Here is a 16,557-nt window from a genome sequence, read left to right on the forward strand (position 1 = left end):
GCGCGCGATGGAAATCATAGATAACTTGATGCTCGGCTTCGAGCATGCCTTGACCTGGCAAAACCTGCTTTATTGCGCGATGGGCTGCGTCATCGGCACCCTGGTCGGACTGCTGCCCGGATTGGGTCCGCTGTCCACGATCAGCCTGCTGCTGCCGTTGACCTATTCCATTCCCACCGGCGGCGCGCTGATCATGCTGGCCGGCATTTATTACGGCGCGCAGTATGGCGACAGCGTCAGCGCCATTACCATGAAGATCCCGCATGCAAGCAGTATCGTCGCCTGCATAGACGGCTATCAGATGAACCTCAATGGCAAGACCGGCCTGGCCCTGTTCACTGCGGGCGTCTCCAGCTTTATCGGAGGCACGGTAGCTATCGTGGTGCTATCCACCATGACGCCGATTCTCGGCGAAGCCGCCTTTCTGTTCGGCCCGGCGGACTACACCGCGCTAATGCTGATGGGCTTCTTCTGCGTCAGCTTCGTCAGCAGCGGCAATATGCTGACCGGCCTGGCGATGGCCATCGTCGGCGTGCTGCTGGCGTCGATCGGCACCGACGTCAACAGCGGCACTGCGCGCTTCACCATGGATTTCGCCTTCCTGCAGGATGGGATCGGCCTGATCAGCATTGCGCTGGGCTGCTTCGGCATCGCGGAAATCGTCAAGAACCTGGATAACCGCAACGAGCTCACCCCATTCAACGGCAAGATCAAGCTCATGCCGACCTGGGCCGAGTTCAAGCGGATCATCCCGAGCGCCCTGCGCGGTAGCGCAATCGGCGCGGCCCTGGGCATCCTGCCCGGCGGCGGTCCCACGATTGCGCAGTTTGCGGCCTACGCGGCCGACAAGCGCTTCAGCAAGTACAAGCATGAGATGGGGAATGGCGCGATCGAGGGCGTGGCCGGCCAGGCTGCCGCCGACGAAGCGGCCGCCCGCACCAGCTTCATCCCGCTGATGGCCATCGGCATTCCCGAGAATGCCGTGATGGCGCTGATGCTGGCCGCGTTCATCATCAAAGGCGTGCAGCCCGGCCCCAACATGATCGGCTCGCACCCGGACCTGTTCTGGGGCCTGGTGGCCAGCATGTGGGTGGGCAACTGCTTCCTGCTGATCCTGAACGTGCCGCTGGTGCGCTACTGGCTCTCGGTGTTCAAGATCCCTTACACGGTCCTGTTCCCGTCGATCCTGTTCTTCTGCATCGTTGGCACCTTCAGCATCAACAACAGCCTGGATGACATCTACATCACGGCGGTATTCGGGCTGATAGGCTACGCCTTCCTGCGGCTGGGCATGGGCGCGGCGCCGCTCATGCTGGGCTTCATCCTGGGACCCATGCTCGAGGAGAACTTCCGCCGGGCGATGCTGCTGAGCCGAGGATCGTTCGACGTCTTCGTGACGCGGCCGATCAGCGCCACCCTGCTGGGCGTCATCGGACTGGTGATCGTCTGGAAGTTCGTCAACTTCGTGCGTAGCCTGCGGCAACCCAAGATGGCGGAAGCCACGCCCGCCCCTTGATACACGACCGCTCCGCGCCGCTCGCCCAAAAGGCAGGGGCGCACGAAATTGCCGGGCAAAAAAATGCCGTCCCTCGGGACGGCATTTTTATTGCATCCGACCGCTGCAATACCGTCAGGCGTCGCTGGCGGCGTAGCCCATGTTGAACTGCAGGCCGCTGGCCCCGCCTTCCTCGCCCGGTTCGCCACGGGACTGGCCCAGGCGAGCCAAGTACTCGGGGGTGATGTCGCCCGTAACATACTGGCCGTCGAAGCAGGACGCCTCGAAGCGCGACAGCTTGGGATTGATATCCCGGACCGCCTGCTGCATGTCGTGCAGGTCCTGGTAGACCAGCGAGTCGGCGCCGATCGCGCGGGCGATTTCCTCGTCGTTGCGGCCGGTGGCGATGAGTTCGCTCTGCGTGGGCATGTCGATGCCGTAGACGTTCGGGAAGCGCACCGGGGGCGCCGCCGAGGCGAAGTAGACCTTGTTGGCGCCGGCGGCGCGGGCCATGTCCACGATCTCGCGGCTGGTCGTGCCGCGCACGATGGAGTCGTCCACCAGCAACACGTTCTTGCCCTTGAACTCCATGCCGATGGCATTGAGCTTCTGGCGCACGGACTTACGGCGCACGGCCTGGCCCGGCATGATGAAGGTGCGGCCCACGTAGCGGTTCTTGATCAGGCCTTCGCGATAGTCCAGGTTCAGCCGCGCGGCCAGCTGCATGGCGGCGGGACGCGAGGAATCCGGAATCGGCATGACCACGTCGATATCGCCCAGGCGCATGTTGCGCGCCACCTTGTCGGCCAGGTACTCGCCCATGCGCAGGCGGGCGTCATACACCGACACGCCGTCGATCAGCGAATCCGGACGCGCGAAATACACGTATTCGAAAATGCAGGGCACGAGTTGCGGATTGTCGGCGCACTGGCGGCTGACGAAGCGGCCGTCCAGGTCGATGAACACGGCTTCGCCGGGCTCGACGTCCCGCACGAAGGCAAAGCCGCTGCCTTCCAGCGCCACGGATTCCGACGCGACCATCCACTCCACGCCCTCTTCGGTTTCCTGACGGCCGATGCACAGCGGACGGATGCCGTTGGGATCGCGGAAGGCCAGCAAGCCGTAACCGGAGATCTGCGCCACCACGGCATAGGCGCCGCGCACGCGCTTGTGCAGGGCCGAGACGGCGCGGAAGATCGCGTCGTCATCCAGCGACACGCCGTTGGCCGACGATTGCAGCTCGTGCGCCAGCACGTTCAGCAGGACTTCGGAATCGGAGTTGGTGTTGATGTGGCGGCGGTCGACGCGGTAGAGCGATTCGCGCAGCTCGCGCCAGTTGGTCAGGTTGCCGTTGTGGGACAACATGATGCCGAACGGCGCGTTGACGTAGAACGGCTGGGCCTCTTCCTCGCTGGCGCTGGAGCCCGCGGTGGGATAGCGGACCTGGCCGACGCCCGACGTACCCGGCAGCGCGCGCATGTTGCGCGTACGGAAGACGTCGCGCACCAGGCCGTGCGCCTTGTACATATTGAATTGGTTGCCTTGCGATGTCGCGATGCCCGCGGCGTCCTGCCCGCGATGCTGCAACAGCAGCAAGCTGTCATAGAGCAGCTGGTTGACCGGCCCGCGCCCGATGACCCCTACGATTCCACACATGGTGAGAGTTCCTGGTTGATTTAAAGCTAATCAATACGGCAGCCACGTCGCCAGGGACGGCGGCAGCCACGTCTTGATATGTTTGATGGCCTCGATGGCCGAATGCGAAAACATGGCGTCCTTCCACCACGGCTCCTGCGGCAGCGGCGTGTAGCCTGCGGCGGCGACCAGCGCCAGCACGATCAACAGGCCACGGGCCAGCCCGAACATCCCGCCCAGGCCGTGGTCGGCGGGACTCAGTCCGGTGCTGCGGATCAGGGCGGCAAGCGTCATGTTGACCAAGCCCACGCCGAGCAGCACGATGATGAACACCGCAGCGTACGAAACTCCCATGCGCAGCAGCGTCGTTTCAATATAGGGCTCCAGCCAGGCATAGACCGTGGGCCCCCACCATATCGCGGCCACGAAGGCCAGCAGATAGGCGACCAGCGACAGCACCTCTTTGAGCAGGCCGCGCACCAGGCCCAGCACACCCGAAACCACCAGGATGGCCAGCACGACGAAGTCGAAGCCGGTCACTATTGGGCGGCGATGAAACCATTGTCATAGCCCAGGGTGCGCAACCGCGCCTGGGCCGCCTGCGCCGCCTCGCGCGAGGGGAACGGCCCCACCCGCAGACGGTACTGCTGTTTGCCATTGATGGTGGCTTGTTCCACGAATGCGTTGGTGACGCCAGCCTGGTGCAGCTTGCTGCGCCGCGACTGGGCGTCCTCGGATGTGGTGTAGGCGGCGATCTGCAACACGAAATTGCCCTTGGCGGCCGGCTTGGGCGCGGGCGCCGAAGCCGCGGGCGCCGGACGCCCTTCCAGCAAGGCCAGTGCGCGCGCGCCGTCATCCGAACGGTTATCGGGCTTGGCCGGCGTCGCGGGCTTGGGTTCGGGCTTGGGCGGCGTGGCCGGCTTGGGCTCGGGCTTGGGCGGCGTGACGGCAGCGGTCGCGGGCGGCGTCGCGGGCTGAGCGGCCGGAGGCGTCGTCGTTGCCGGCGGCTGCACGGAGGTGACCGGAGGCGGCGTGGGAATGGCCGAAGGATCCGTCGGCGTGGCGCTGCCCGGCGCGGGCGTCTGCGGCGCGGCGACTTGCGGTTCGGTCACTTGCGGCTGGAACGGCGTATTGCGGTCCGGCACCCTGATGGGAATGTTGTCGTCCACAGGCGTGGGCTGCGAATCGAGCACCATGGGCAGGATGATGACGGCTGCCAGCACCAGCGCGACAGCGCCTGCCAGCCTGCGCCGCGCGCGGCCGCGCAGCTCCGCAGCCTGCACCTCGCTGGGCACAGCCGCCCGTTTGGAGGACTGCGCCTGGTCGGCAGGATCTTTGCGTTTGAAAAAACCCATGGAGGAGAATTCCTTGCGGCGATATGGCGGCGGGCCGCCTGGACGCGACTGACCCGCTGCTGCCTATGCCTTGCGACCCAGAGCCTGCAAAACCGAGGCTACGGTGAGAAACGAGCCGAACACCACGATTCTATCATTCTCCCCTGCCCGTTCGCGCGCTGCCGCAAAGGCCTGGGCGGGATCCGGATAAGCGGAGATGCCTGGTTTTTCGCCATCCGCCGGCGCAGGCGGCAGCGCGGCGGCGACCTGCTCCGCCAGCGCGTCTCCAGAGGTGCCGCGCGGACCCGGCAGGCCGGCGCAGTACCAGTTGTCGATGCGCGTGCCGAGCTTGGCGATGACGCCGGCCAGATCCTTGTCGTTGAGCATGCCGAACACCGCGTGGGTGTAGGGATGGAAGCCCATGTTGTCCAGGTTCTGCGCCAGCACCGCCGCGGCATGCGGATTGTGCGCCACGTCCAGGATCACCGCGGGCTGGCCCGGCAGGATCTGGAAACGGCCAGGCAGGGACGCCTGCAGCAAGCCCAGGCGCACGGCCTGCTGCGGCACCGGCAGGCGGTCGCGCACCGATTCCAGCGCGGCCAGCGCGGCCGAGGCGTTCAGCAATTGGTTGGCGCCGCGCAGCGCCGGATAGGCCAGTGAATTGCGCCGCTGCTCGCGGCCGCCGTAGGCCCATTGCTGGCGGTCGCCGGAATAGTTGAAGTCGCGCCCGAACAGCCACAGGTCCGCGCCGATTTCCTGGACGTGGTCCAGCAACGATTGCGGCGGCATCGGATCGCTGCAGATGGCCGGCCGGCCGCTGCGGTAGATGTGCGCTTTCTCGAAGCCGATCTTCTCGCGTGTGTCGCCCAGCCAGTCGGTGTGGTCCAGGTCCACGCTGGTGACGATGGAGCAATCGGCATCGACGATATTGACCGCATCCAGCCGTCCGCCCAAGCCGACCTCCAGCACCACGGCGTCCAGCTTCGACTGCGAGAACAGCCGCAGGATCGCCAGCGTGGTGAACTCGAAATAGGTCAGCGACACGTCGCCGCGCGCGGCTTCGACCGCCTGGAACTGGGCGATCAGGGCCTCGTCCGTGGCGATCTGGCCGTTGATGCGGGCGCGTTCGTTGAAATTGATCAGGTGCGGGGATGTATACAGCCCGACCTTGTAGCCGGCCGCAAGCAGGATTGCCTCCAGCATGGCACAGGTGGAACCCTTGCCGTTGGTGCCGCCGACCACGAACTTCACGCCAGAAAGCTCCAGCCCCAGGCGCCCCGCCACTTCGCGCACCCGGTCCAGACCCATGTCGATGGCGGTGGCGTGGATCGATTCCAGGTACTGCAGCCAATCGGACAGGGTGGCGGAAACGTCGGGCGTGCGGGCAGAAGACATGACAAAGCCGGTAGTGAGGTCAGCCTTCGATTTTAGCAGTCCGCGCCCGGTGTTTTCCCTAATCCCCCAGGGAGCGGCAAGGTATCCGCAGCGAAAAACTGCTTGCCACTATTTTTCTCATACATAAAAATAATTTCACGTATGAAAACTTAAACGGATCAACCATGACGCAAGGCAAGACCCCCGCCTGGCTGGTGCGCGAGGCCGACGTGCCCGGCTACCACCCCGCCAATCACACCGGCACCCTGAACCGGCGCCTGATCGGCCCGGACACCGTCGGCTCCCGGGGCGTGGAAGTGCTGCTGGGCGTGATCGACAAGGGCAAGGGCGCCCTGCCGCACGCCCACCCCGGCATCGAGCAGGTCTGCTATCTGCTGTCCGGCACGGCGCGCGCCCAGGTGCAGGACGAATGGGCCGACATGGGACCCGGCGACTGCTGCTACTTCCCTCCGGACATTCCGCACGTCTTCACCGTCACCAGCGACGAGCCCGCCCGCCTGTTGGTGATCTACACGCCCCCTTATGAAGAATCCCCAGACCGCGTGATACGCGGCTTTCCGGCGCCATCCCCAGCCGCTTGACGCGGCGCAGCCCCGGGCAGCGGACGCAGAAACCGCGCCTGGACCCGAAGCACACAGGAGACAAACCCATGAGACCACTAACAGGCCGTTGAAAAACTCGGCTTCAACTGCCCCAACCCGTCCGGTTTGGCGCTTTTTCAAGCGCTTTGGCCTAACGGAGTCCACACAAGGCCTGACTTCAGGCCTTTTTGACAGGTTTCAGCACCACGTTCACGCCTTTCGGCGTTTTTTGGGCGTAACTCGCCCTATACATGCGATCCTCGCCACCAACCCGACAGGCTACCCAGTCGGATCAGGTTGTAGACCGAGAAACCCAGCAATAACTGAGCACTCAGCTTGGCGCGACCGATCAGCTTGGTCTTGCGCAGGCCGCCAACCGTCTTCAGCCAGCCAAAACCTTCTTCGATCCGCTTGCGGATCTTCTGGCTGGCGGCATACCCCGGATGCCGCGTGGTGCGCCCATCGATGGCGCTGCCCTTGCGCTTCTGCGCCACATGCGGTGTCACTTTCAGCTCGCGCGCCCTCTGCACGAAACGCTTCTGGTCGTAATTCTTGTCTGCACCTACCGTGCTGCCCGGCTTGGCCGTGCGCTCCAGCATCTCCAGCGCCGCCTCTACCTCGGCACGTCCATTGAACTCGGTGCATTCCACATCCACGATCAGACCGTTGCGGTGCTCCATCATCGTGTGGGCCATGTGCGCCAGACGACTGGCATCGCCATTGCTCTTGCGCGCCAGCCGGGCCTCGGGATCGCTGGTCGATTGGTGGGTCGCGTTGCTGCGCTTCTCGCCCTTGAAGTCGGCATCGGGGTTGCGCGTGCCATCCTCCGGTGGGTCGCCGCCATCCTTCTTGATAAAGGACTTGTGCGAGGCCCAGGCGTCGATCAGCGTGCCATCGACGCTGAAATGCTCGTTGCTGGCGTACTCGGACCATGCGGCCAGCGACTTGATGCGCTGGAAGAACAGCCGCGCTACATCCTGGTTGAACAAGCGGTCACGGTTCTGGCTGAAGGTCGAGTGATCCCACATGCGCTCGTCCATCGACAAGCCGACGAACCAGCGAAACAGCAGGTTGAAATCAATCTGCTCGACCAACTGCCGCTCGGAGCGAATGGTGTAAATCACCTGCAGCAACGAGGCGCGCAGCAGCCGCTCCGGCGCAATCGAGGCCCGTCCCAGGGTGGAGTACAGCCCGTCGAAGTCCCGATCCATCGAAGCCAGAACGGTATCGACCAGGCCTCGCAGGGGACGCAGCGGGTGATCGTTCGGGATGCGCTGCTCCAGCGTCGTATAACTGAACAGCTCGTTTTGTTTGAGGTCGAGTCCACGCATCGGCTTGGGCTGGCTTCGGCAGAAGAGGATGGCCGCCATTTTGCCAGAGCCACGCGGGCTCTGGCTTTTTTCAACGGCCTGCTAAGCCTGCTGGGCGCCGCCCTCATCGGCGGCGCGGCGCTGTTCGCCGGCCCCGCCGCCCACGCCACCGACTACCCAGCCAAACCCATTACCCTGATCGTCCCCTTTCCCGCCGGGTCCGGCACCGACGCCGTGGGCCGCATCTTCGGCGCCGAATTGGGCAACATCCTCGGCCAGCAGGTCGTGGTGGAGAACAAGCCCGGGGCCAACGCCACCATCGCCGCCAACTACGTGGCGCGCGCCAAGCCCGACGGCTACACGCTTTTCGTCACCACCAATACCTCGCATTCGGCCGCGCCCTGGCTGATGAAGAACGTGCCCTACGATCCGGTCAAGGATTTCACCCCCATCGCGCGCGGCGGCAACCTGCCCTTCATCCTGGTAGTGAACCCGAAACGCCCCTGGAAAACCGTGGGCGAACTGGTCGCCGACGCGCGCCAGCGTCCCGGCCGCATCACCTACGCCAGCGGCAACAGCACGGGCATCGTCGCCGGCGCCACGCTGGCGAACCGCGCCAAGATCGACATCCTGCACGTACCTTATAAAGGCACGCCGCAAGGGTTGACCGACGTGGTCGGCGGGCAGGTCGATTTCATGTTCACCGACCTGGCTTCCGGCCTGCCCTTCGTGCAATCGGGCCAGTTGCGCGCCCTGGCGGTATCGACCGCCGAACGCAGCGCCATCGTCCCGGACCTGCCGTCCATGGCCGAATCCGGCGTGCAGGATTTCGACCTGAACTCCTGGAACGGCTACTTCGGCCCGGCGGGCATGCCCCCGGAGATCGTGGCCAAGCTGAATGCCGCGATCAACCAGGTGGTCGCCAAGCCTGATGTGAAAAAGCGCTTGGCCGGCCTGGGATTCGACGCCTTCTCCAGCACGCCCGAGGCCTTTTCCCAGTTCGTCGGCGCCCAGCTGGACCTGTGGGGCAAGCTGATCCGCGACGCGGGAATCGAACAGCAATGAACGAGCGGCCGCAATCCGAAACCCCCGGCGGCCCGCTGGCGGGCGTGCGCATCCTGGACCTGAGCACCGTCGTGATGGGCCCCTATGCCACCCAGGTTCTCGCCGACCTGGGCGCCGACGTCATCAAGGTCGAGCCGCCGGCGGGCGACAACATGCGGGCCGTCGGCCCCATGCGCAACCCCGGCATGGGCCATATCTATCTGCACCTGAACCGCAACAAGCGATCGGTCGTGCTGGACCTGAAGACGCCGGAGGGACTGGAGGCCTGCCTGAAGCTGGCCGAAAGCTGCGACGCCCTGCTCTACAACATCCGCCCGCAGGCGATGGCCAGGCTGGGCCTGTCCTACGAGACGGTCGCGGCGCGCAATCCGCGCATCGTCTACCTGGGCGCCTACGGCTATGGCGAGGCCGGCCCGTACGCCGGGCGTCCCGCCTACGACGACCTGATCCAGGGCCAGACCGGCATCGCCGCCCTCTCTGCCCAGCACAGTGGAGACGTGCCGCGCTACGCGCCGCTGACCCTGGCCGACCGCGCGGTCGGGTTGCACGTCGGCATCGCGCTGGTGTCAGCGGTGCTGCATGCGCGCGGCACGGGGCAAGGCCAGCAGGTGGAAATCCCCATGTTCGAGGGCATGGCCCACCTCGTGCTGGGAGACCATCTCGGCGGCGCCACCTTCGATCCCCCGCTCGGCCCCACTGGTTACGCACGCCTGCTGGCGCCGCATCGCCGCCCCTACGCCACGGCCGATGGCTACATCAGCCTGCTGATCTATAACGACAAGCACTGGCGCAACTTCTTCGACCTGATCAACCGGCCCGAATTGTCGCGGGACCCGCGCTTCAGCACTCACGGCGCACGCGCCGCCCATATCGGCGAGGTCTACGCCTTCGTCGCCGACGTCATCGCCACCCGGAGCAGCCAGGACTGGCTGGAAGGCCTGGCGCAGGCGGACATTCCCGCCTCGCCGCTCTATTCCGTGGACGACCTGCTGCAGGACGAGCATCTGGCCGCGACCGGCTTCATCCGGACCATGGACCACCCCAGCGAGGGCCCGATACGCACGACCGCGCCGCTGGGCAGATACGAATGCACCCCCACCTCGATACGCCGCCCCGCTCCCAGGCTGGGCCAGCACAGCCGCGAGGTGCTGGCCGAAGCCGGCTATGACCCCGCCCGGATCGACGCCATGGCGGCCCGCGGCATCACCCTGAATGGAAACGACTGATGGACTTTGAATTCACCCCCGACCAGTTGGCGCTGCGGGACGCCGTGTCCCGCATCTGCGAACGCTATCCGGACGAATATTGGCTGGAACGCGACCGCGAAGGCGGCTTTCCGGAACCCCTGCATGCCGATCTGGCGCGCGACGGCTGGCTGGGCATCGCCATGCCGCAGGAATATGGCGGCGCAGGCTTGGGCATGACCGAAGCGGCGTTGATGATGCAGACCATCGCGGCCTCCGGCGCAGGCTTCACCGGCGCCTCGGCGGTCCATATGAATATCTTCGGCCTGAACCCGGTGGTGGTCTTCGGCAGCGACGAGCAGCGCCAGCGCTGGCTCGGCCCCCTGATCGCCGGCCGCGAAAAGGCCTGCTTCGCCGTCACCGAGCCCGACGCCGGGCTCGACACCACCAAGCTCAGCACCCGCGCCGTGCGCCAGGGCGACGAGTACGTGGTGCATGGCCGCAAGATCTGGATCTCGACCGCCCAGGTCGCCCACAAGATGCTGCTGCTGGCCCGCACCACCCCGCTGTCAGACGTCGACAAGCCCACCCAGGGCTTGTCGCTGTTCTATACGGATCTGGACCGCAGCAAGATAGAAGTGCGTGAAATCGAGAAGATGGGCCGCAAGGCGGTGGACTCGAACATGCTGTTCATCGACGGCCTGCGCATCCCCGTGGCCGACCGCATCGGCGAGGAAGGCCGCGGCTTCGAATACATCCTGCACGGCTTGAACCCCGAACGCATCCTGATCGCGGCCGAAGCGGTGGGCATCGGTCGCGCCGCATTGGACCGAGCGGTGAAATACGCCGGCGAGCGTACCGTGTTCGGACGCCCCATCGGGCAGAACCAGGGCGTCCAGCACCCCCTGGCGCAAGCCTGGATGCAGCTCGAAGCCGCCGACCTGATGGTATTCAAGGCCGCCAGCCTGTATGACGCCGGCAAGCCCTGCGGCCCCTACGCCAACTCGGCCAAGTACCTAGCGGCCGAGGCCGGCTACAACGCCTGCCAGACCGCGGTCATGACCCTGGGCGGCATGGGCTACGCCAAGGAATACCACGTGGAGCGCCTGCTGCGCGAAAGCTTCATTCCTCGCATCGCGCCGGTCAGCCCGCAGCTGATCATGTGCTTCATTGCGGAAAAAGTGCTGGGGCTGCCCAAGTCCTACTGAGTAGCGGCGCTCGATAGGCGCCCAGGCCTGCCCGTCAGGCCTGCTGCTCCAGCGCGGTGCAGGCCGAGCGCAGGATACGCGCGTAGGCCTCCTGCTGCGGCTCGATCCGGTAGATCGGCCCGCCCACCGAAATTGCATAGTGTTCGCCGGACAGCGTAACGGGCCAGGCGATCGCACCCACGTCCGCAATGGATTCACCGCTGTTCATGAACCAGCCGCGCTGACGCGACAGCTCCAGATCCGCCAGCAGCGCCTCGCGCGTGACCAGGGTGCGCTCGTTGTGGCGGGTCATGGTCATGTCCGCGAGCATGGCGTCGCGGGTCGGCGCGTCCAACAGCGACAGCAGCGCCTTTCCCAGCGAATTCGCGTGTACGTCCTTGAATTCACCCGCAACCGGCGCGTATCTGATCGTATGCGGGGAGTCCAGCACATCCAGGTAGACCACCCGCCCGTCCTGGCTCAGCTTGGCGAAAACAATCGTTTCGCGCGTAGCGTCCCTCAATTCCGTGAGGCTGGGATAGACCCGGTCCAGCACCGGGTCGGCGCGGGCGATGCGCTGCGCCATGGCCAGCAACCTGCCGGTCGGGTAGTAGCCCTGGCGTCGGCCGGTTTCATACAGATAGCCCAGCCCCGTCAGGGTACGGATCAGGGCCAGGCAGCTAGACACCGGCACATCCAGCAGCCGGGCCAGTTCCGATAGCGGCAGCGCGCGCTTTTCGCGGGCATAGGTTTCGATGATTTCGATGACTCGCAGCGCCGTCTTGACACTCATTACCCGATCCGAACTATTTAGCACGTGAAACATCTGGACCGCCGGTGGCTAAAGTTCCCTACGGGCCTGCCGTTATCGTAGCTGAGAATTCCCTGAAAACAGCGCGTTCCTCCGAGACGCCCACATCGCCGTTGGAGTGATCATGGCCGTAATTCCCATAGCTCCCCCATCGTTTGCACCGGCGGCGGCCGCGGCAGGACCCATCGCGCCGGCTCCGGCCGTGAGCGTCCTGCCCGCAGCCGCAGCAACAAACAGCGGGGCTTCAGACAGCGCGACATCGGAGCAGTCCGATTCGCAAAAGCCCCCGCTGGACAAGGCGCTGAACGAAATCAACGACCAGATGAAAGCCTGGTCCACCCAGCTTCAGTTCGAAATCGACCCCGACGTGCACCAAGTGGTGGTGTCAGTGCTCGATGCGGAATCGGGCGAGGTCATTCGCACCATTCCCAGTGAAACAGTGCTGAAAATCGCCAAAATGATCGTGAACATGCAAGGAAATGGCATCAAAACCACAGCCTGATTCGACCCTTATTTCATGCTCCGTCCGCTGCAACTGTGCGGACCGGCCATGGAAGCGTCGAAATAGGCCCGCCTAATGCCCTTACCCGGCCAATCGCCGCCACCGTATTTTTGACAGAATCGCATCGCTAGGAAGGAATTTCACATGGCCTCTATCACCAACCTCGGCTCGACCACCGGCTTGCCCCTCGAAAAGATCCTGACCGATCTGCAGGCGGCCGAGGACAAGAAGCTCAGCCTCTACACGACTCGCCAGGCCAGTTACGAGGCCCGTGTAAGCGCCTATGGCCAGATTCAAAGTGCGGTTGAAGCCTTGCAGAAAGCTGCCGCCGCATTGGGCAAGACATCCACGCTGGATGCGGTCAAACCCAATGTGACGGGTGATGGATTGACGGCGACGATCGGTGAAAACGGCGCCACGATGGGCGAATACGCCATAAAGATAAATGCTCTGGCGACCGCCCAGACCCTGCAATCTGGCAAGGTCGATGATCGAAAGATCTCCAACGGCGCATCGGGTTCGTTTGAAATCGAGTTGACCAACGGCGATAAGCACACTATCGATCTGACGGGCGACACCTCGCTGGACGGTATCGCCAAAGCGATCAACAGCGATGACAAAGCAGCCGTACGAGCGACCATCATTACCAATGAGAGCGGCAGCTACCTGATGCTCAGCGCCAAGGACACGGGCGTACAAGCGTCGGTGAGCTCGATCACGGTAACGGGCGACCAGAAACTGAAGGACATCCTGAGCTACAACTCTGGCACTGGCGCGCAGATGACGCAGCAGACGCCGGCTGCCAATGCCGAAATCGAGATCAACGGTATCGTGGTCAAGAGCGGCAGCAATACTATTTCCAACGCCATCGATGGCGTGACGCTCAACCTCACCGCCAAAACGCCCGCCGACAAGCCGATCACTCTCAAGCTGCAGAGCGACACCAGCGTCGCTTCCAAGGCGGTCCAGGACTTCGTCAACGCATACAACTCGCTACAAAGCACGATTGCCAAACTGACTGCTTTCGACGTCACCGCACAAACGAACCAGGCGCTGACAGGCGACAGTACGACACGCAGCATACAGTCCTCCATGTCCAGCGCCCTTCAGGTCGTAACCGGTGAGGGCTCGCTGCGCTCGCTGGCAGACCTTGGCATCGCCATGGACCCCAAGACCGGCATCCTGAAGCTTGATCAAACGGAATTGAACAAGGCTTTGGCGGCCAACCCGGCCGACATCAAGCGCATCATGACTTCGCCCGACGGCCTCGCCGCCAAGTTCGAAGCGGCGACCAAGAGCATTCTCGGCACCAATGGGTCGATCAAGATCAGCCAAGACGGCCTGAGTGAATCGATCAAGGACGTGAAGGAACAACTGGTGCGCGCAAAGGCTTCCAGCGCCGCATCCATGGCCGCCATGCGTGCCCAATTCGTCGCGCTCGACAAGTTCGTCTCGCAACAGACCGTCACGGCAAACTACCTGACCCAGCAATTCGCGGCCATGAACAAGTCCAAGTAATTTATAGAAGATGTATTGATGACTTACGCCGCCCGACGCCCGACCGGATCTCACTCCGTACGTTCCTACACCGATATCGGCCTGGAAACCCAAATCCTTGGGGCCAGCCCTGAACGGCTGATTTCGCTGCTGTACATGGGCGCGCGGGCGGCAATCGGGCAGGCTCGCTTGCACCTCCAGGAAGGCAGAATCACCGAACGGGGAGCAGCCATCTCGAAGGCGATCAAAATCGTCGACGAAGGCCTGAAGATGGGCCTGAACATGGAGGCTGGCGGCGAGATCGCGGCGAACTTGGCCCGCTTATACGACTACATCATCCGCACGCTGCTATTAGCAAACTTGAAAGCAGACGCGGAAGCGCTCGAAACGGCAGACCGTCTCTTGGCCGATCTGGCCGAGGCCTGGCAAACATCCATTGATCGCCCTGCCGGGGGCGTGCAGCCTTGACGGCATCGCATACGCCCCAGCCAGCCATCGAACGCCCGAGATTTCCATGACGTCCACGACCCAGTACACCTCCCCTATCCTGGAACACTACCAGGAGATCGCTCTCATCACGGGAGAAATGCTAGTGGCCGCGCAAGCCGGCGACTGGGATGGCGCCATGGTCCATGGACAGCAATACTGCGAGCTGGTGGAACGCCTGCGCCAGACCGAACATTCCGTGCCGCTGGACGAAGCCGGCCGTGCCATGAAGTACGACCTGCTCGTGCGCATCCTCGAAAACGACGCGCTCACCCGCGACCTGGCGCTACCGCAACTGGCCCGCCTGGGCGACCTGCTGGGACGCATGAAGCGCCAGCAAACCCTGCTGTCCGCCTACGGCTACCAGGCGCCTGAAGAATGAGCGTAGGTCCCGCCGCACTCGGTAACGTCCTGGTGCAGCGGCTGGACGCCGTGCTGGGCACGACGATGTCCGCCGCCAGCGCCAACCAGGTATCCGGCGCCCGCCCCGACGCAGTCAGCCAGCCTGGCAGCCTGGAGAAACCCGGCGCTTCGGACGGATCGACACGCGATCCGCGGCAAGGCATACAGCCCGGCGGCGCCCGCGGCGACCGCCCCAATACTGTCGTCGACCCCAAAATCGCCGCGGCGCTGGCGCTGGCCGCGCGTGGCCTGGTCACCAGCAGCGACACCACCGCCTCGGCCCCAACCACGCTGGGCACGACGGCGCGCACGATTCTTGCCTTGCTCGCCCAATTTCCGGAGGCCGCGCCAGCGGTACAGGGCCGCGCGCCCTTGTGGACCGCCGATGCGCAGCCGGGCCAATCCGCCGCCAGCGCCAACCCCACGCCCGCACCGCAAGCAGGCCAACAAACAGCGCAAACCGCTACGCAAACCCTCCAGCCGATGCCTGGCCAGACATCGGCACAGGCTCCCTCCCAGCAAGCCTCCGCGCTCGCCGCCTCGGCCGCGGCAACCCTTGACGGCGACACGCCGGCGACCGGCGCCAAACAGGATCGGCCCGCCGGACCCGGCGTAAATCCCGGCGCAGCCAAAGGACCCGACGCCGCAGCGCATGCCGCCCTGGCGGCTGGCGGACCTTCCGCGCGCGCGCTGGGACAGGCTCTGCGCCAGGCGCTGCAAGGCAGCGGCCTGTTTTACGAGTCCCATCTGACCGACATGGTCTTCGGTCGCGCCAACCCTGAGCAATTGCGCAACGAACCGCAGGCCGTGCTCGGCAAGAATCCGCCAGCGCAAGATGCCGCGCCCTCGCGGCCGCGGGCGGGCAACGCCCCCAGCGGCCGCGCAGGCGCCGACCCCGCGCCGGGCGGCGCAGCCTCCTCTACCTCATCGGCCCCCGGCACGCCCATCACCGGCATACACCAGGACCTGACCGTACTCGTCCGCCAGCAACTGGACGTGCTGGCCAACCAGGCGCTGACCTGGCAAGGCGAAGCCTGGCCCGGCGCGCCCATGGAATGGGAAGTCGAGCGCGACCCCTACGGCGGCGACCCCGAGTCGACAGTTTCCACCTGGGCCACGCGCCTGAAGCTGGACCTGCCCCGCCTGGGCCTGGTCGATGCCCGACTGAACCTGGCCGGCGATCAGATCGTCCTGCAACTCGTCGCGCCGCACAGCGCGGCCGAGATCAATGACTCCTCGGACGCGCTGCGTTCGCGCCTGCTGGCAGCCGGCCTGACCTTGAGCAATCTGTCGGTAAGCGTGGTCGAACCGCGCCTCGACATTCCCGCCGATATCTGATGAGCCGCCTCACCCCCCATCCGGAATCGGACCCGAACGCCGGCCGCAACGCGGCGGTCGCCATTTCCTACGAAGAAAAGGACGGCGCTCCGCGCGTCGTCGCCAAGGGCTACGGCCAGCTCGCGGACACCATCGTCCGCGCCGCGCAGGAAAACGGTCTCTACGTCCACGAGTCGCGCGAACTGGTCGGCCTGCTGATGCAGGTGGACCTGGACGCACATATTCCTCCCCAACTCTATGTAGCGGTGGCAGAATTGCTGGCCTGGCTCTACCGCCTGGAATCGCGCGAGTTCCCCGAACCCGCCCCACCCGCCTGACCCTATTACCTGAGGAAG

The 16,557-nt window shown here is 64.8% G+C and carries 17 protein-coding genes; 11 read left to right on the top strand and 6 right to left on the bottom strand.

The genetic code is table 11. The features are described 5' to 3' along the window. The first annotated feature begins 7 nt into the window (after nucleotides 1-7). Nucleotides 8-1,516, top strand: a complete 1,509-nt coding sequence (locus NGK62_RS22755; protein ID WP_251880475.1) for a tripartite tricarboxylate transporter permease — start codon at nucleotides 8-10, stop codon at nucleotides 1,514-1,516. A gap of 114 nt (nucleotides 1,517-1,630) precedes the next feature. On the opposite strand, the gene purF is transcribed toward NGK62_RS22755, so the two are convergent. The 4 genes from purF to folC all read right to left on the bottom strand — a co-directional run bounded on the left by purF (nucleotide 1,631) and on the right by folC (nucleotide 5,859). After that, nucleotides 1,631-3,151, bottom strand: coding sequence for an amidophosphoribosyltransferase (gene purF / locus NGK62_RS22760; RefSeq protein WP_251880477.1), 1,521 nt, complete (start codon nucleotides 3,149-3,151; stop codon nucleotides 1,631-1,633). Between the two features lie 30 nt (nucleotides 3,152-3,181). Beyond that, entirely contained in the window at nucleotides 3,182-3,670 is a 489-nt protein-coding gene (locus NGK62_RS22765; protein WP_054456710.1) for a CvpA family protein, read from the bottom strand. Then, the gene (locus NGK62_RS22770; RefSeq protein WP_118933662.1) at nucleotides 3,670-4,485 is read right to left on the bottom strand and encodes an SPOR domain-containing protein; all 816 of its coding nucleotides are present in this window, start codon (nucleotides 4,483-4,485) and stop codon (nucleotides 3,670-3,672) included. The genes NGK62_RS22765 and NGK62_RS22770 overlap by 1 nt, the downstream gene beginning before the upstream one ends. 63 nt (nucleotides 4,486-4,548) lie before the next feature. Continuing rightward, nucleotides 4,549-5,859: a bifunctional tetrahydrofolate synthase/dihydrofolate synthase gene (gene folC, locus NGK62_RS22775; protein WP_118933661.1), complete on the bottom strand. Its 1,311-nt coding sequence runs from the start codon at nucleotides 5,857-5,859 to the stop codon at nucleotides 4,549-4,551. Between the two features lie 164 nt (nucleotides 5,860-6,023). Here folC and NGK62_RS22780 point away from each other — a divergent pair, with 164 nt between their 5' ends. Beyond that, nucleotides 6,024-6,440 carry a cupin domain-containing protein gene (locus NGK62_RS22780; RefSeq protein ID WP_118933660.1) on the top strand — a complete coding sequence of 139 codons (417 nt, stop codon included), beginning with the start codon at nucleotides 6,024-6,026 and terminating at the stop codon, nucleotides 6,438-6,440. Nucleotides 6,441-6,685: 245 nt separating this feature from the next. Here the strand turns inward: NGK62_RS22780 and NGK62_RS22785 are convergent, their stop codons facing one another. Further along, nucleotides 6,686-7,771: an IS5-like element ISPst12 family transposase gene (locus tag NGK62_RS22785; protein WP_011913346.1), complete on the bottom strand. Its 1,086-nt coding sequence runs from the start codon at nucleotides 7,769-7,771 to the stop codon at nucleotides 6,686-6,688. Nucleotides 7,772-7,849: 78 nt separating this feature from the next. On the opposite strand from NGK62_RS22785, the gene NGK62_RS22790 reads away from it, so the two are divergent. From NGK62_RS22790 to NGK62_RS22800, 3 genes are read left to right on the top strand one after another with little or no spacing between them, the layout of a single operon-like run. After that, nucleotides 7,850-8,815, top strand: a complete 966-nt coding sequence (locus NGK62_RS22790) for a Bug family tripartite tricarboxylate transporter substrate binding protein (RefSeq protein WP_502803188.1) — start codon at nucleotides 7,850-7,852, stop codon at nucleotides 8,813-8,815. Beyond that, a complete protein-coding gene (locus tag NGK62_RS22795) occupies nucleotides 8,812-10,041 on the top strand; it encodes a CaiB/BaiF CoA transferase family protein (protein WP_251880479.1) in 1,230 nt (409 codons plus the stop codon). Before NGK62_RS22790 ends, NGK62_RS22795 begins: the two co-directional genes overlap by 4 nt. After that, complete coding sequence (locus NGK62_RS22800; protein WP_118933658.1) at nucleotides 10,041-11,207, top strand: acyl-CoA dehydrogenase family protein; 1,167 nt, start codon at nucleotides 10,041-10,043, stop codon at nucleotides 11,205-11,207. Before NGK62_RS22795 ends, NGK62_RS22800 begins: the two co-directional genes overlap by 1 nt. A gap of 34 nt (nucleotides 11,208-11,241) precedes the next feature. Here the strand turns inward: NGK62_RS22800 and NGK62_RS22805 are convergent, their stop codons facing one another. Next, on the bottom strand, nucleotides 11,242-11,979 hold the full coding sequence (locus tag NGK62_RS22805) for an IclR family transcriptional regulator (RefSeq protein WP_118933657.1): 738 nt from the start codon (nucleotides 11,977-11,979) through the stop codon (nucleotides 11,242-11,244). Between the two features lie 142 nt (nucleotides 11,980-12,121). On the opposite strand from NGK62_RS22805, the gene NGK62_RS22810 reads away from it, so the two are divergent. The 6 genes from NGK62_RS22810 (at nucleotide 12,122) to NGK62_RS22835 (ending at nucleotide 16,539) form a co-directional block, all read left to right on the top strand. Then, nucleotides 12,122-12,499 carry a flagellar protein FlaG gene (locus NGK62_RS22810; protein ID WP_251880481.1) on the top strand — a complete coding sequence of 126 codons (378 nt, stop codon included), beginning with the start codon at nucleotides 12,122-12,124 and terminating at the stop codon, nucleotides 12,497-12,499. Between the two features lie 144 nt (nucleotides 12,500-12,643). Next, nucleotides 12,644-14,017, top strand: a complete 1,374-nt coding sequence (fliD, locus tag NGK62_RS22815) for a flagellar filament capping protein FliD (RefSeq protein ID WP_251880484.1) — start codon at nucleotides 12,644-12,646, stop codon at nucleotides 14,015-14,017. Between the two features lie 18 nt (nucleotides 14,018-14,035). Next, a complete protein-coding gene (fliS, locus tag NGK62_RS22820) occupies nucleotides 14,036-14,464 on the top strand; it encodes a flagellar export chaperone FliS (RefSeq protein ID WP_059380368.1) in 429 nt (142 codons plus the stop codon). Between the two features lie 46 nt (nucleotides 14,465-14,510). After that, complete coding sequence (locus tag NGK62_RS22825) at nucleotides 14,511-14,864, top strand: flagellar protein FliT (RefSeq protein ID WP_251880486.1); 354 nt, start codon at nucleotides 14,511-14,513, stop codon at nucleotides 14,862-14,864. Beyond that, entirely contained in the window at nucleotides 14,861-16,222 is a 1,362-nt protein-coding gene (gene fliK, locus NGK62_RS22830; RefSeq protein ID WP_251880488.1) for a flagellar hook-length control protein FliK, read from the top strand. The genes NGK62_RS22825 and fliK overlap by 4 nt, the downstream gene beginning before the upstream one ends. Next, the gene (locus NGK62_RS22835; RefSeq protein WP_118933651.1) at nucleotides 16,222-16,539 is read left to right on the top strand and encodes an EscU/YscU/HrcU family type III secretion system export apparatus switch protein; all 318 of its coding nucleotides are present in this window, start codon (nucleotides 16,222-16,224) and stop codon (nucleotides 16,537-16,539) included. The genes fliK and NGK62_RS22835 overlap by 1 nt, the downstream gene beginning before the upstream one ends. Nucleotides 16,540-16,557: the final 18 nt, after the last annotated feature.

The organism is Achromobacter sp. Marseille-Q4954 (genome assembly GCF_943737025.1).
Lineage (GTDB): Bacteria > Pseudomonadota > Gammaproteobacteria > Burkholderiales > Burkholderiaceae_B > Achromobacter > Achromobacter bronchisepticus_A.